Origin of the sequence: Clostridium sp. YIM B02555, from assembly GCF_022320955.1 — a bacterium.
GTDB classification, from domain to species: domain Bacteria; phylum Bacillota; class Clostridia; order Clostridiales; family Clostridiaceae; genus Clostridium; species Clostridium saccharoperbutylacetonicum.
In genome coordinates, this window is the sequence record NZ_JAKJJY010000006.1 from 132,194 (window position 1) to 148,660 (window position 16,467).

General features: G+C 28.8%; 6 protein-coding genes. 4 read left to right on the top strand and 2 right to left on the bottom strand.

What is annotated here, in order from left to right; all coding sequences use genetic code 11:
• Positions 1–142 precede the first annotated feature (142 nt).
• Together L3B98_RS29095 and L3B98_RS11080 are read right to left on the bottom strand one after the other, a co-directional pair.
• A complete protein-coding gene (locus L3B98_RS29095) occupies positions 143–913 on the bottom strand; it encodes a DUF2628 domain-containing protein (protein WP_238916643.1) in 771 nt (256 codons plus the stop codon).
• 153 nt (positions 914–1,066) lie between these two features.
• Entirely contained in the window at positions 1,067–2,242 is a 1,176-nt protein-coding gene (locus tag L3B98_RS11080) for a cation diffusion facilitator family transporter (RefSeq protein WP_238916644.1), read from the bottom strand.
• A gap of 284 nt (positions 2,243–2,526) precedes the next feature.
• On the opposite strand from L3B98_RS11080, the gene dapA reads away from it, so the two are divergent.
• From dapA to L3B98_RS11100, 4 genes are all read left to right on the top strand, one after another.
• Positions 2,527–3,411, top strand: a complete 885-nt coding sequence (dapA, locus tag L3B98_RS11085; protein WP_238916645.1) for a 4-hydroxy-tetrahydrodipicolinate synthase — start codon at positions 2,527–2,529, stop codon at positions 3,409–3,411.
• Positions 3,412–3,885: 474 nt separating this feature from the next.
• The gene (locus L3B98_RS11090) at positions 3,886–5,172 is read left to right on the top strand and encodes a M18 family aminopeptidase (protein ID WP_015395504.1); all 1,287 of its coding nucleotides are present in this window, start codon (positions 3,886–3,888) and stop codon (positions 5,170–5,172) included.
• Positions 5,173–5,688: 516 nt separating this feature from the next.
• Complete coding sequence (locus L3B98_RS11095) at positions 5,689–14,940, top strand: glucoamylase family protein (RefSeq protein ID WP_238916646.1); 9,252 nt, start codon at positions 5,689–5,691, stop codon at positions 14,938–14,940.
• Between the two features lie 694 nt (positions 14,941–15,634).
• A complete protein-coding gene (locus tag L3B98_RS11100) occupies positions 15,635–16,438 on the top strand; it encodes an N-acyl homoserine lactonase family protein (protein ID WP_238916647.1) in 804 nt (267 codons plus the stop codon).
• Positions 16,439–16,467 lie beyond the last annotated feature (29 nt).

Here is a 16,467-nt window from a genome sequence, read left to right on the forward strand (position 1 = left end):
TGTCCTAGTATCAATTACAGATCATTGACAATAGATACTTGAGCATTTTAATGTAGAATTAAAAATAAACTATAAACTATAAAACAATATCACCAACATTTATTTAAAACACATATATATGTATTGTTTTAGTATCATGCTCTTATAGATAATAAGAACCAGAATAAAAACCAGGTGCTTTAGACATAGTTGATAAGGATATAATGATATAAATTATAGTAACTAATATAGATACTATAAGGAGAAAAATAGGGGCAGCTAAGGAAACACCACCCTTTTTGCGTAATTTTCTTAAGTATTGAGAATATTGAATTTCGCTCAAAGATGACATAGATGCTTTAATTTTTGTGATTTTTTGTTTGCAATGATTAAGATAAATACTATTTGCAAAAATAGTTACTATAATACGTAACATAAGTATAAAAAATAAATAAGTTTTGTGGCCTAATATTTTTGATGAAGCAAAATTTATACCAATCAATATAACTGCTGGAAGATATAATTTACGATACAATAACCAATAAGAATTAAGAAAAAAACAAGGCCAATTCCAAGAAGAAAATTTATTATTAGTTCTTATTTTACCAATGTATTTAAAATAATAATTAGCATTGTTACCTATAAATGTAGTTAATTCTTCTTTAGATATACAATTGTTAGCTTTAAAATAATTATCTGTAGATTGCTTGTCTATATTATTATAAGTTTGAGAGTTTTTATCAAAATATCTATGAGTATACTCAAAAGAATTGCTTGCAGTAGTTTTAATATTTGAATAATTTTGAGTATCATTTTTTATATTATTTCTATCAGAATCAGTTGAAAATTTTATTTCAGTCCCAAAATATGAGCATACAGGATTTATGCAGATATTATTAAGGCCTAATTCTTCCTCGCAATGTGGACATTTCACATTTTTACCCCCTTAAAAACAATATTAATAACAAAATCATAGCATAGATTTATTTTATTTAACATATATTGTGATTTTAATTTCAAATTATGAATAAATAATTTTTATCAAATAGAATGTGATGAAAATAAATAATTATTGTTATAGGACTTATTAAGAAAAATGTCTATCGATAGTTATTACACAATTATAAGATGAATGACATTTTTTTAATTCAGTGGAGATATTATTAATTATTTCATTATCAGTAATTGAAAAGTTTTTTGGTGGATTAATTACTATATCAAAAATTAAATTTTTAACTTCACCTTCACCAACTACTCTAAAGTCATGTAAAGACTCTATATAGTCATATTTTTTTATTATAGATAAAATTTCTTCAAAAGCTGCTTGTGACTCTCCTTCAATGACACAAATAGGATCAATATGTATTACTAAATATATCTTTAGAACTTCAGAAATCTCCCTCTCTGCTTTATCAATTATTTCATGAATAGTAATAATATTTACATCACTTGGAATTTCAGCATGAATAGATGCCATACATTTACCAGGACCATAATTATGAATTATTAAATCATGGGTACCATGAATATTGTCATAGGAAGCAACCATTCTTTTTATAGATTCAACGAGTTCAGGATCTGGAGCTTCGCCCAAAAGTGGATTTATAGTATCTTTAACTAAATTAAAACCTGAATAAACAATAAATAATGCAACAAGCATCCCAATATATCCATCTATAGGTAAGGTTGTGAATTTAGAAGCTAAAAATGAAATCGCAACGCAGCTAGTGGTGAAAACATCTCCCAAGGCATCTGTAGAAGAAGCTTTCAAAGCAGCAGAATTAATCTTTTCTCCCATGAATTTATTGAACCTTGATAACCAAATCTTAAAAAATATAGATACAAATAATAATATGAATGGAATTAATTCAAAGGTTACAGGTGTTGGATTAATTATTCTATCAAATGAGGATTTAATAAATTGCAAACCAACTAACATTACCATAAAAGCAACAATTAGTGCAGAAAGATACTCGATTCTTCCGTGGCCAAAGGGATGTTCTTTATCAGCAGGTTTGTTTGAAAGTTTAAAACCTAAAATTGTTATTAATGAAGATGCAGCATCAGACAAGTTGTTAAATGCATCTGCCATGATGGCTATACTTGATACTAGTAGACCAACAATAAATTTTATTACAAATAAAGCTATATTAACTAGAATCCCAATGATTCCTCCAAGAATACCATAGGAATTTCTAACTTTATCATCTTTTAAATTTGTATTATCTTTTATAAATTTGTTAACAATTAAATTAAAAAACATTTAAATAGCACTCCAATCTTTTATAAAACAAAACTTATTTATAATTATAACAGTTTACAACATTAATAGCATATTCAATATTAAAAAATATATGAGTCAATGGGTAATTATCAATTATAAGGGCTCAATGTTCAGTGATTAGTTGTAAATTAACAATATGGAATTTTCTATTTTCAATAATAAATTGTGGATAATAAAATTTATAATTATACATATTATAAGTTTATAGTGTAACTTTACTGTGTTATAATAAAGAGTGAAAATATTCAAGGGGGCAAACTTATATGAAGGATATTATATTTACAGGTGCAGCAGTTGCAATTGTTACACCTTTTACAGAAGATGGTATTAATTTCTCTGAATTAAAAAAGTTAATTGATTTTAATATAGAGAATGGAAGTGATGCAATAGTGATTGCAGGAACTACAGGTGAATCTTCTACTATGACAGATGATGAGCATAGGGAAGTTATAAAATTTACAGTAGAGTATGTAAACAAGAGGGTTCCAGTAATTGCGGGGACAGGTTCTAATGATACAATTTATGCAGTAGAGCTTTCTAAATATGCTGAAAGTGTTGGAGTAGATGCACTATTAATAGTTACTCCATATTACAATAAAACTACTCAAAGTGGTTTAATAAAGCATTATAATTATATTGCAGACAGAGTTAATATTCCAATTATTTTATATAATGTTCCATCAAGAACAGGTGTTAACATAGCACCAGAAACATATGTTGAGTTAGCTAAGCATCCGCGTATCGTTGCAACAAAAGAAGCTAGTGGGGATCTTTCAGCTGTTGCAAAGATAAAAGCTTTATGTAAGGATGAACTTAATATTTATTCTGGAAATGATGATCAAATTCTCCCTATTTTATCTCTTGGAGGAAAAGGAGTAATATCTGTTTTCTCAAATGTTATGCCTAAGGAGGCACATGATATTTGTAGTCTTTATTTTGAGGGTAAATTAGAAGAAAGCAGTAAACTTCAAACAGAATATTTAGAACTTATAAATGCATTGTTTATAGAAGTAAATCCTATTCCAGTAAAGACAGCTTTGGGTCTTATGGGATATAATGTTGGGCCATTAAGAATGCCATTATTCCCTATGGAAGGCAAGAATTTAGAAATATTAAAAGAAGAACTGCATAAATATAAGCTCATTTAAATATATTTCAATTATTAATGTTCATGCTCAATTATCAATTAGTCAAAAAGCTCTAAAGAAAAAGTTCATGTAGCCAAATGTAGGGTTTTTATATTTATTTTTCTTTGAGAATTTTTTTAATTGAAATGTACGATATTAATTAGAACTTACATATCTTAAAATAGAATTTAAATATTATAAAAGTTGGTGGATATTGTATGTATATGCCAACTTTTTCGTATTTTATATGCACCTGATATGTGAAGGGTTTTACTTTGGGTTGACAATTTTATTTTATGGATTATCTTGACTCTTTATAGAAATGTATAAAATTTTTGAAGTATGTAAGTCCTATCAAATTAAGGCCATATGAGAATTGAATTGGCAATTGATGATTGAGAATTAATAATTATTAAGAAATATTTTAATATTAGTAATAAAGGTATATAATAGTAAAGTAGTTTTTTGTTATTAAAAAGGGAGAGGTGTAAACAAATGAGTAATAGACAAGAATTAATAGATTTTATAAATAAAAGTAAAACAGCATTTCAAGGTGCTCAAGAAATTAAAAATATTTTAAATAATCAAGGATATTCTGAAATAAAAGAAGAAGATCAATGGGAATTAAAAAAAGGTGGAAAATATTATATTACAAAAAATAATTCTGCAGTAATAGCCTTTGAAATTGGAACAGGCGAAATTGAAGAAGATGGATTTAGATTAATAGGAGCACATACTGATTCACCTGGTTTTAGAATAAAGCCAAATCCTGAAATGTTAGTTGAGGGACATTATCTAAAATTAAATACTGAAGTTTATGGTGGACCAATACTTAGCACTTGGTTTGACAGACCTTTGAGTATAGCAGGAAGAGTTACACTAAAAGGAGAGAATCCATTTGCACCAAAAGTAAGTTTAGTGGATATTAATAAACCAGTTTTAATCATTCCTAACTTGGCAATACATATGAATAGAAGTGTGAATGAAGGTTACGAATACAATAAACAAAAAGATGTATTACCATTATTTACAATAGTAGAGGATAAACTAGAAAAAGATAATTATTTACTTAAATTGATTTCAGAATCATTAAAAGTAGATTCAGAAGACATTTTAGATTTTGATTTATTCTTATATGAATATGCAGAAGGTATGACAGTTGGACTTAATAATGAATTTATTTCTTGCGGAAGATTGGATGATCTTTGGATGGTATTTGCAGGATTGAAAGCATTAATAAACAGTAATCCAATTAAAGCAACTAAGGTGTTAGTGGCATTAGATAATGAAGAAATAGGAAGTTTAACACAGCAAGGAGCAAATTCTTCTATCTTGGAAAATATTTTAGAGAGAATAAGTTTAGGTCTAAAAAAAGAAAGAGAAGAATTTAGAAGAGCAGTAAGCAATTCGATAATGATTTCAGCAGATTTAGCTCATGCTATTCATCCAAACTATACAGAAAAATGTGATCCAACAAGTAAGCCTTTATTAGGAAAAGGACCAGTACTTAAAATTGCAGCATCAGGAAGTTATTCAACAGATAGTTATGCAAGTGCAATATTTAAAGCGGTATGCGAAAAAGCTCAAGTTCCATGCCAAGTATTTGTAAATAGATCAGATTTAAGAGGTGGAACAACAATAGGGCCAATTACTGCAGCAAAGCTAAATATCCCTGTAATAGATATGGGAGCACCAGTATTAAGCATGCATTCAGTAAGAGAATTAGCATCTGTAGCTGATAATGAGTACACAATAAAGGCTTTTACAGAATTCTTTAACTAATAGAATTACTAAAAGTTTGAGAGTAGAAGTAAATATATATTGCAATAGGGTCAGCAATGATAGGAGTGATTTTTCTATCTCTATTTTGTTATTCTATTACTGGGAGAAGCAAAAGAATAATATTAAGGAATCTTTTAGCAGCATTAATATTTATAGGAATTTTTGCTGCATATGTATATGCTGCCATTACTTTTAAATTACCATTTTTTTAATTTATAAAGAACATAATATAAATTGATTAAGAGTATAGATTTTGTAGATCTATACTCTTTTTATGCAATAATAAAAATATTTGAATTAAATTTTATTGTTTGTGCATGCTTATGTAATGTATTCAAATTTGAAAATTAGTAAGAGCTTGTTCGCATACCTGAAAATCATGTAAGAGTTGAATTCTATAATTTGAAATACTATTTGCTTTTTGTTATAGAGTTAAGAATATTATTTATAATCTTGGTAAAAATATCTCTATTGAGTAATTGTGTTTAAAGTTACGTGAAGAAGGGAGTTTTTTACTTGAAAATGAATAATTCTTATGGAGTAAGAAAAAATGTTTTAAGAGAGCTTGCGGAAGGGTTTTCTTGCATCCATGAAAATTTCAGGTATTTTAGCAAGCTGTCCAAAAATGGTTATAAAGTTCTTGGAGCATCAGAATGGCTACTTGATAATATATATTTGATTGAGAAAGAGTATAAAGCAATAAAGGTTGAAATGCCTATAGATTATTTTAAGGGATTAGACTGTATTAATGAAGTTAATTACAATGGAAATAATAATAAAGGACATAAAAGTAATAATAGAAATTCAAATGCTAATATTGAGATTAATGAATTAGTTCCACGTATTTTTGTAGTGGCAAAGAATTATATAAATGAAGGAAATGAAATTGATTGTGATAAATTTATAAGTTATATAAATGAACTTCAAGAAGACGCTTTAAGTACAAATTCTAATAACAAGCAAACAGCTTTTACCACAGGAGAGTTGTGGGCTTTTCCACTTATGCTTAAAATAGCAATAATCATTAATTTATCTAAATATACTAATGAACTTGTTGAGATTCAAAAAGAAATAATTAGGGGGAAAACTGTAGCTGAAAAAGTTATAGATTCAATTAATAATGGTAAATTTAATGAAGAAGTTCAGAGCATTGTTGCGAAAAATAAAAATATTGGTCCGTTGTTTTTAAGAGAATTTCTTAGGGTTTTAAGAGATAATTCAATTGAAGATGGGAGAATAGAAGAGTTAGTTCAAGCAAAGTGGAAAATTAATATAGATATAAATGATAATAATATAAAAAGTGACTTAAGAGAAGAAACTTTAGAGAGAAATATTGGAGAATATATTACATCTATCAGAAAAATTGAAGGAATTAGCTGGAGAAGATTTTTTGAAAACACATCTTTAGTTGAAGGTATTTTGAAAAGAGATCCAGAGAATGCTTATAATAATATGGATTTTGAGACTAAAGATTATTATAGACATAAACTTGAAACTATTGCAAGGACTTCTGGAATAAATGAAATTGACTTAGCTAATAACATTTTAGAACTTGCAGAAATAAGTAAAATTAGTAATGAAGAAAATTACAAGTGCCATGTAGGATATTATTTAATTGATGATGGAGTAAAACAATTAAAAGCATATAAGAATAGCAAGAAATTAATAAATTCTGAACCTGTCTATGTAGCTTTTAATGCATTTGGAACATTAATAATTAGTTTTCTTATTTTGTTTATAATTAATTTACTAGGGGGGACATATACTAGAACTGAATATATAATTTCATTTTTAATTATTTTAATTCCTGTAAATGAAATTATAGTGGGGCTTATTAATTATACTGTAAGTAAAATTATTGATATTAAATTAGTTCCAAAATTAAATATTAGTAAAGGAGTTCCTGATGAGAGTAAAACTGTAGTTGTAATTCCTGCTATTGTAAATTCTAAAGAAAAAGTTCAAGAGCTTATGAGTAAATTAGAAGTTGCTTATCTAGGAAATAGAGATAGAAATTTATACTTTGCTTTACTTAGTGATTTTTATGATTCTGAATATGAAACAGAAAAAAATGATACTGAAATAATTAAATGTGGTATTGAATGTGCCAGAAGACTTAACGAAAAATATTCACATTTTGAGAATAGAAATGATTTAAATATCGAAGATAAAAATTTTAAGAATAGAAATGATTTAAATATCCAAGAAAAAAATTTTGAGGATAAAAATGAGTTGAACATTGAAGATAATAATGAAGACAAATTCTTTTTTTTAAGTAGAAGAAGAATCTATAATAAGAAACAAAATATTTATATGGGGAGAGAGAGAAAACGTGGAAAGTTAATGGAATTCATGGCTCTTATTAGAAACAATAAAGAGCATACATTTAATGTTTTTAGTTCTGATATTAAGCCATTAAGAGCTGTGAAATATTTAATTACATTAGATGAAGATACCTTTATGCCAAGGGAAAGTGCTTTTAAGTTGATAGGGGCTATGAGTCATGTGCTTAATATTCCTCAAATTAAAGATGGCAGAGTTATCAGAGGTTATGGGATAATGCAACCTAAAGTAAGTATAAGCTTAGAAGCAAAGAATCAAACTTACTTTTCAAGAATATTTGGAGGAGAAGGAGGAGTTGATGGCTATTCAGTAGCATATTCTGATACATATCAAGATTTATTTGGAGAAGGTTCATTTACAGGAAAAGGGATAATAAGCATAGATGAGTTTTATAAAGTACTACATACAGCCATAGATGATGATACTATATTGAGTCATGATCTTCTTGAAGGTGGAATTGCAAGATGTGCATTGGTGAGTGATGTAGAATTTATTGACGGTTATCCAAGTTCCTATGCTGCAAGTTCTAAAAGATTGCATCGATGGGTTAGAGGAGATTGGCAGTTAATAGGATGGCTATTTTCTAATAATATAAGTTTGTTGTACAAGTGGAAAATCTTTGATAACTTAAGACGAAGTTTATTGGCACCTAATCTATTGTGTACTCTTATTTTATCTTTAACTGTTTTATCAGGAAGAAGTCAAATCGCATTTTTAGTGTTTTTGGCTTCTATAATTTCTTTGGTATTTACAGTAACTGACTTTGTTGTTACTCCAAAGAATAAATTAATGGGGACATTTAAGAATTTCGAACAAATAATGCTTATAGTTAGCTTTATTCCATATCAAGCATTTCTAATGTTAGATGCTATTCTAATAACATTATTTAGAGTAATATTCTCTAGGAGAAATCTTTTAGAGTGGCAATCAGCAGAATTTGTGGAAAAGCGTTCTAGAAATGATTTTGGTGCATATTTAAAGGGAATGTGGATTGCCCCAGTAATGGGATTACTAGTTTTATACTTGTCTTTTTATAGTTCTTTTGGTGTTATTGCCTATAATATTTTTGTAGCAGGTCTTTGGATTTCTAGTCCATATTTGGCTTATTGTATAAGTGCGAAGTTTCCAGAACATGAACGAGATATGCTACAAAATGAAGAAAAAACTTATCTAAGGAAGATATCAAGAAGAATATATGCTTACTATGAGGATTTTGTTAATGTTGAAAATAATTATTTAGCTCCAGATAATTATCAAGAAAAGCCATTTAGAGGAGTGGCTAACAGAACTTCTCCAACTAATATAGGAATGGGAATTACTTCAAACATAGTTGCATATGATTTAGGATATATAACAATGCTAGAATTTATTGATAGAATAGAGCTTATATTAAATAGTATGAAAAGCTTGCAAAAGGTAAATGGACATTTTTTAAATTGGTATGATACAAAAACAAAGGAGCCGTTATGGCCAAGATATGTATCAACAGTTGATAGCGGAAATTTATTGGGAGATCTTTGGGTGCTAAAGCAAACCATGCAAGAACTTAAACATAACAAGATAATAAGATCAAAGGAAGTAAAATCGCTGAATGATATTTATAAGATAATTGAAGAAGAAGATCCTTCATTGAAACTGAAATTTTCCTCTCACATTGATATTGGTGAATATTTAAAGGTATTAAATGAGATTTTATTTAAACTTGAAGGACTAAAAGCTATTGAAAGATTAGAAGAATTAGAAGAGCTAAATGATAATACAAGTGATTTAGAGCATACTTTTAAAGAAGAAAGTGGTCAATATACATATCATATAGAAAATACTGAGGCGGATTATTGGATTAACAAGCTTACTAATGAAGTTAGGAAAAAAATTGAGCACTACGAATTGATTTTTGGAGGATTAGAAAAATTATATAGTAAAGAATTCTTTGAAGGAGTACCTGATTTTTTTGAATTAATCCACAGATGTGAAGAGTATAAAAATAAAAATGGGGATAACTTTAAATGTATATTGGGACAAAAAGTTGAGATATTTAAAAATTATATAAATAAGATGGATAATATAATACAAGATATTGATAATATGTCAAAAGAGATGGATTTCAACTTTCTTTATGATAAAACTAGAGGTTTGTTTTCAATTGGATATAATGTTGAAGAAAAGTCTTTAGGAAATTCTTATTATGATTTATTGGCGTCAGAATCAAGGATAGCTTCATTTGTATCGATAGCAAAAAATGATGTGCCAACAGCTCATTGGTTCAAATTAGGAAGAGCTATGACTAATGCTTTTCATGCTCATTCCCTTGTTTCCTGGAGTGGAACCATGTTTGAATATTTTATGCCAGGATTAATAATGAAGAATTATCCGAGAACCTTGCTTAGTCAAACATATAAATCTGTTATCAAAGCTCAAATAAGCTTTGCTAAGCAAAAGAAAACACCTTGGGGAATATCTGAATCTGCATTTTATGAATTTGATGCTTCAGAAAATTATCAATATAAAGCGTTTGGGGTACCTGGACTTGGATTAAAAAGAGGTCTTGAAGATGAATTGGTAATATCACCATATTCAACTTTAATGACGTTACCTTTTGCTAAAAGAGCTGGAATAAAGAACCTTAAGGAATTAGAAAAATTAGGAGCTATAGGGAGATACGGTTTTATTGAGTCTGTAGATTATACTAAAGCCAGAAAAGATAATTATATAGTTAGCTTCTCAAAAGATGATATTTTTGATGGTATAAGAAGTACTGCAGAGGAGAAAAGTAAATACGCTTTGTCCCTAGTGGGGAAAAACTATTCACAAAATGTGGATAACTTTAAGAAAACTGTGGATAACCATGATAAAAGAGTGGATAATACAAGGGATAAAATTAACACAAATATTACACATTATGATGTGGAAGATGTTCATAATGTGGATAACTATGACATAAAGACTCCTATAGTTGTGGATAAGGTCGAAAATGATAATGTTAATAACAGAAATTATCCACAGAAGGTTAACAAGGTTGTTACTTATATGGTGCATCATTTAGGAATGTCATTAATGGCCTTAGATAATGTATTGCTAAATAATATTTTAGTTAGTAGATTTCATAGTTTACCAGAGGTTAAGGCAACTGAACTTCTGCTAAAAGAAAAGGTTCCTCAAAATGTAACCTTTGAAAGAAATGAAGAGTATTTTATTAAGAATAAATATTTTAAAGGAGAAGCTTTAATTCCAAGAGTATTTGAAAAAACCAACCAAGACAGTCCGCAGCTATTATTATTGTGTAATGGTGAGTATTCTTCAATGATTACTGTTAGCGGAAGTGGATATTCTAAGAAAAATGATACTATGCTTTATAGGTGGAAAGGAAATTCCACAAGTGATGATAGTGGAATGTTCTTTTACATAAAGAATTTAAATTCAAATGATTATTGGAGTTCTACTTATGAGCCTTGCAAGGATTCTGGAGAAAAATATTTAGTAGAGTTGAATCTAGATAAAGCTAAGTTTAGCAGACGAGATGGAAATATTGAAACTGTTACAGAAGTCGCTGTTTCAATAGAAGAAAATTTTGAAGTTAGAAAACTAATATTAAAAAACAATGGGGATAAAGGTAGGAGTATTGAAATAACAAGTTATATGGAAATAACTTTAGCTACTTTTAGTGCTGATATTGTTCACCCTGCTTTCTCTAATTTGTTTATTCAAACGGAATATGATAAAGAAGAACATATACTTGTTGGAAGCAGAAGACCGAGAGTTAAAGATGGAAAAGTTCCATACATTTTTCACAAGGCGGTTGTTAAGGGAGAATTAGAGGGTGGTATTAGTTATGAGACTTCAAGAATTAATTTCATAGGAAGAAACAGAGAATTGAAAAATCCACAAGCAATGGATAATGACAAAGCCTTAGATAATACTGTAGGAACAGTATTAGATCCTATAATGAGTGTAAGAGTTAGAGTTAGATTAGAGCCAAATTCAAAAAGGGAGATTTTCTATATTACAGGTATTTGCGATTCTAAAGAACAAGTATTAAATCTATGTAGAGAATATAATAATCCTGGTAAGCTTGATAAAGTATTCGAAGGATATAGTACAGCCACACAGCTTGAGTTGAAAAATTTGGGAATAAGAAGTGGTATGGCTAATATATTTCAAAGCGTTGCCAGCAATATATTCTTTTTAAGTAATAGTAGAAAGAATAGAGAAGAATATATTAATAATATTTCAAAACATCAAAAAGACTTATGGCCTTATGGAATTTCTGGGGATCTACCAATTGCAATGTTGGTTATTGAAGCTGAAGAAGATATGCACCTAGTATTTAATATGGTAAAATTTCATCATTATTTAAAACTCAAGGGAGTTAAATTGGATTTAATTATATATAATGATGAGGAAATATCCTATGATGCACCACTTCAAAAGGGTGTAATGGAAGCTATAAGAGTGGCAAATGAAAATAACTCTTTAAATAAACCAGGAGGAATATTCATTCATAGTAAATCAACTTTAACTGTAGAAGTTAAGAATTTATTAATCGGTATTTCTAGAATTTATGTTGATAAGAATAATAATTTATCTTCATATGCGTATAATGAGAAAAGATTAAATAGTTATATGAATTTAGATAAAGAAGGCATGGATTCACCAATAGCTTTAAGAAATAATGCTCTTTTCAAAGACAAATATGAAAAGGGAAATGCAATTGAAAATAATATTCCTTATGAAGTATATGATAATGATGAAGAAGTAATTAATAAATACGATGTTGCTAAAAATATGGAGCAATCAGTAGTTAAGAATATTAAGGAAGCGGAAGAACAAGCTGATTTTACTGAAGCAAAGGTTGAGGAGGAAGCTGACTTAATTGGATTAAAAGAGGTTTCTGATAATAATCAAACTTTTGAAGAATTTAATATGGAGGATTTAGATTTCTTTAATGGTTATGGTGGTTTTAATAAAGAAGATAATAGCTACATAATAAAATTGTCTAATTATAAGAATACGCCAGCACCATGGATTAATGTTATTTCTAATGATGATTTTGGATTTCATGTATCAGAGGTGGGAGCGGGTTATACTTGGTGTGGAAATTCTAGAGAAAATAAAATAACACCTTGGAGTAATGATTATATAAGAGATCCTTTAGGAGAAGGCCTTTATATTCAAGATAAGGTTTCAAAGGCATGTTTTTCAATAACACCAAAGCCAATTAGAGATTCAGGTGAATATTTAATAAAGCATAGCTTCGGATATTCTGAATTTAGACATACAGCCTATGATATAAAAGGAATTCTTGAAGTATTTGCCCCTAAAAATGAGAAAATAAAACTTCAAAGAGTTACTTTAGAAAATTTAAGTGATGGAGATAGGGAACTCTCATTATATTATTATGCAAAACTTGTTTTAGGAGTTTATGAATATGATAGTGGTAGGTATATTTCTACATATATAGTTGGTGATAATGAAAATGTAGATTTTATAGGAGCCAGTAATCCATATAGCGAGTATTTTGGTAAATTAAATGCTTATTTAACTATTTTAGGTGGAGATAACATAAGCTTTACTGGAGATAATAAAGAATTTATAGGAATTAATGGTGAAACCTCTAGACCAAAAGCTTTGAAAAGGGATAAATTAAGTAATAATTCAGGTGGAAGCTATGATCCTTGTTTGGCAGCAGTTACTAGTATTAAATTAAAAAAGGGTGAAAAAAAGGAATTAGTAATTTTATTTGGACAGGAAAATAGGGAGAACATAGCGGCCATTATCAATAAATATAAGAATTTTGAAAATGTACAAATAGAATTAGATAAGGTAAAACAATATTGGAGAAATTTCCTAGGAAATATACAAGTTAAGACACCTGATAAGTCATTAGATCATCTTTTAAATGGATGGCTTTTATATCAAACTTTAAGTTGTAGATATTTAAGCAGAAGTGCATTTTATCAAAGTGGTGGTGCTTATGGTTTTAGAGATCAGCTTCAAGATTCCTTGTCTCTTGGAGTTGTTGATACTGAAATTCCAAAAGCACAGATATTAAGAAGTGCTTCTAGACAATATGTGGAAGGTGATGTTCAACATTGGTGGCATCCAGTTGTAAATTCGGGTATTAGAACAAGGTTTAGTGATGATTTGCTATGGTTGCCTTATGTAACAGCAGAGTATATTAATTCTACAGGAGATTATGAACTTTTAAAGGCGAGGGCTCCATATCTTGAAGATGAACCACTAAGAGAAGGGGAAGATGAAAGGTACACTATAGTAAATCAATCATCTAAAGAAGGAACAATCTATGAGCATTGTATAAAAGCGATAGAAAAAGCTTTGAAATTTGGTATTCATAACATTCCATTAATGGGTAGTGGAGATTGGAACGATGGAATGAGCACAGTTGGAAATGAAGGAAAAGGAGAAAGTGTTTGGCTTGGATGGTTCTTGTATTCGATCTTAAATAGTTTCATTGAGATTGCAGAAAACCAAAAGGATAATGAAACCAAACTTCATTATGAAGAAAGAAAAGAATTTATAAGAGAAAATTTAGAAAAAAATGCATGGGATGGCGGCTGGTATAGAAGAGCATATTTTGATGATGGTACTCCTCTCGGATCAAGAGAAAATCCGGAATGCCAAATTGATTCTTTAGCTCAAAGCTGGTCAATAATCTCAGGAGCCTTTGAAAGTAAAACTAATCTTGAATTGAAGGCGGATGGAAGGCAGAGAGCAATTGAGGCTATGGAAGCAGTTGATAGGAACCTTGTTAAGAAAGATAAAGCAATGATACTGCTCCTTTCACCACCTTTTAGTAATTCAAAGTTAGAGCCTGGGTACATAAAAGGATATGTGCCAGGAGTTAGAGAAAATGGAGGGCAATATACTCATGCAGCAGTTTGGGTTATCTTAGCTTTAACAAAGCTTGGGTTAGGTGATAAAGCTGTGAAATACTATAATATGATAAATCCAATTAATCATACTAAGACAGAATTAGAGTGCATGACCTATAAAGTAGAACCTTATGTAATGGCAGCAGATGTCTATATTAAGGAACCTCATGCAGGAAGAGGCGGGTGGAGCTGGTATACTGGAGCCTCTGGCTGGATGTATAGAGTTGGAGTTGAAAATATTTTAGGACTTAGAAAAGTTAAAGATAAAGGATATACCATAAAACCATGCGTTCCGAAGGATTGGAATGAATTTGAAATCAAAATTACAAATGAAAAAGAGGATTATACGATTAAAGTTAAAAGATTTGATAAGGATAATACCTTAAGTGAAACTTTGGCAAAAGGTGAAAAGATAAATGAAAAGCAAATACAAGTTCTTATTAATGGAGAGATTGTAAAAGATAATATAATTCCAAGGAATAAAGGAAAATTAGAGATTGTGGTATACTTCCCAGAATTGAGAATTGAGAATTGAGAATTGAGAATTGAGAATTGAGATTAGAGATTAGGTATATAATTAAACAGTGATAATCATTAATTGACATTTGAGGCTTTTGTAAGATTTATTTTAGAAAGGCCTCAAAATTTTTTTGTAATATTCAATAATAAGTCATATATATGATTAGAAATTTTTAGAAAAGATGCAGTTTATATTGGACTGCTCCTTTAAAATTCATTGATTTAGCATAAATCTAAAAATATATTGTAAGACTGTTTTAAGTAAATGTTATTAATAAAAATTCTAAGTATTACTGAATCTATAATTGATATATAAGGAAGAACTATTACCAACATTTATTTTAAACACCTTTATATATGTTTTAATTATCAATGCTTAATGATCAATTATAAATTAATGGTAAAGTTCTTTTTGATTTTCTTAAATTGAGATGTGCCATATTAACTAGAACATATATTAAAATAATTAATTATAATTTTATGTAAAAACTATACCTTATGCACAAGAAAATCGTCACTCAAGAACATATACAAATACAATTTTCCAGTGATAATATAAAAAGTAGCTAGTGAAAGCAGAAATTCGTAAAGGGAAACTAGGAATTTAGTATTTATATAGGTATTGAAATCAGAAATTCTTAATATGGAATCAGTATTTATAAATAAAGAATTACAATAAAACCATTGTGATTGAATTGGAGGATTGTGAAATGAAAGTATATGTTTTAGATACAGGATATTTAGAAACGGATAAAAATAATGTGGTTGGTGGAGCTACTATAGGGACTTATAGCCAGCCATTTGTGAAAAATGAATGGATTAAGCTCCCTGTAATGGCTGTTTTAATAGATCATCCAGATGGAAAAATTCTATATGATTTAGGAAGTAATCCAGAAGCAATGAAGGGATATTGGCCTAAAAATCTACAAGAAGTTTATCCATTATATCAGACTAAAGAGCAAAGATTAGAAAATCAATTAGCACTATGTGGGACAAAGCCTGAGGAAATAAAGAAAGTAATTATTTCTCATATGCATTTAGATCATGCAGGCAATTTAGATATGTTTAAGCATGCTGAGGTTTATGTACCTAAAGCAGATTTTATGCAGGCTCAAACTCAAGTTAGATTAAATTCAAATCCTATAACTCATGGTGGATACATAAAGGCAGATTTAGATGTATCAGTAAAGCAATATCATTTAGTTGAAGAAGATTTTGAATTTGCAAAAGGTGTAGAAATAATTAATTTACCAGGACATACACCAGGCTTGTTAGGAATAATAGTTCATTTAGAAAAAGAGGGCACTTTAATCTTTCCTCAAGATTGTGTATATAATTCAGAAATTTATGGACCACCTGTCAAGACATCTGGATTACTTTATGACAGCCTTTCTTTCTTTAAATCAATTAATAAAGTAAGAGCGCTAGAGAAAAAATATGATGCGAAAGTATTCTTTGCCCATGATGAAGAATTCTTTAACAGTATAAAAAAAGCTCCAGAATATTATGAATAATGCATAATAATTAAAATTAACTGGCTTGG

What these genes read in the sequence shown, in the direction of transcription:
- L3B98_RS11080 (WP_238916644.1), bottom strand. Translation starts at nt 2,242, where the DNA reads ATGTTTTTTAATTTAATTGTTAACAAATTTATAAAAGATAATACAAAT.
- L3B98_RS11100 (WP_238916647.1), top strand. Translation starts at nt 15,635, where the DNA reads ATGAAAGTATATGTTTTAGATACAGGATATTTAGAAACGGATAAAAAT.
- dapA (WP_238916645.1), top strand. Translation starts at nt 2,527, where the DNA reads ATGAAGGATATTATATTTACAGGTGCAGCAGTTGCAATTGTTACACCT.
- L3B98_RS11090 (WP_015395504.1), top strand. Translation starts at nt 3,886, where the DNA reads ATGAGTAATAGACAAGAATTAATAGATTTTATAAATAAAAGTAAAACA.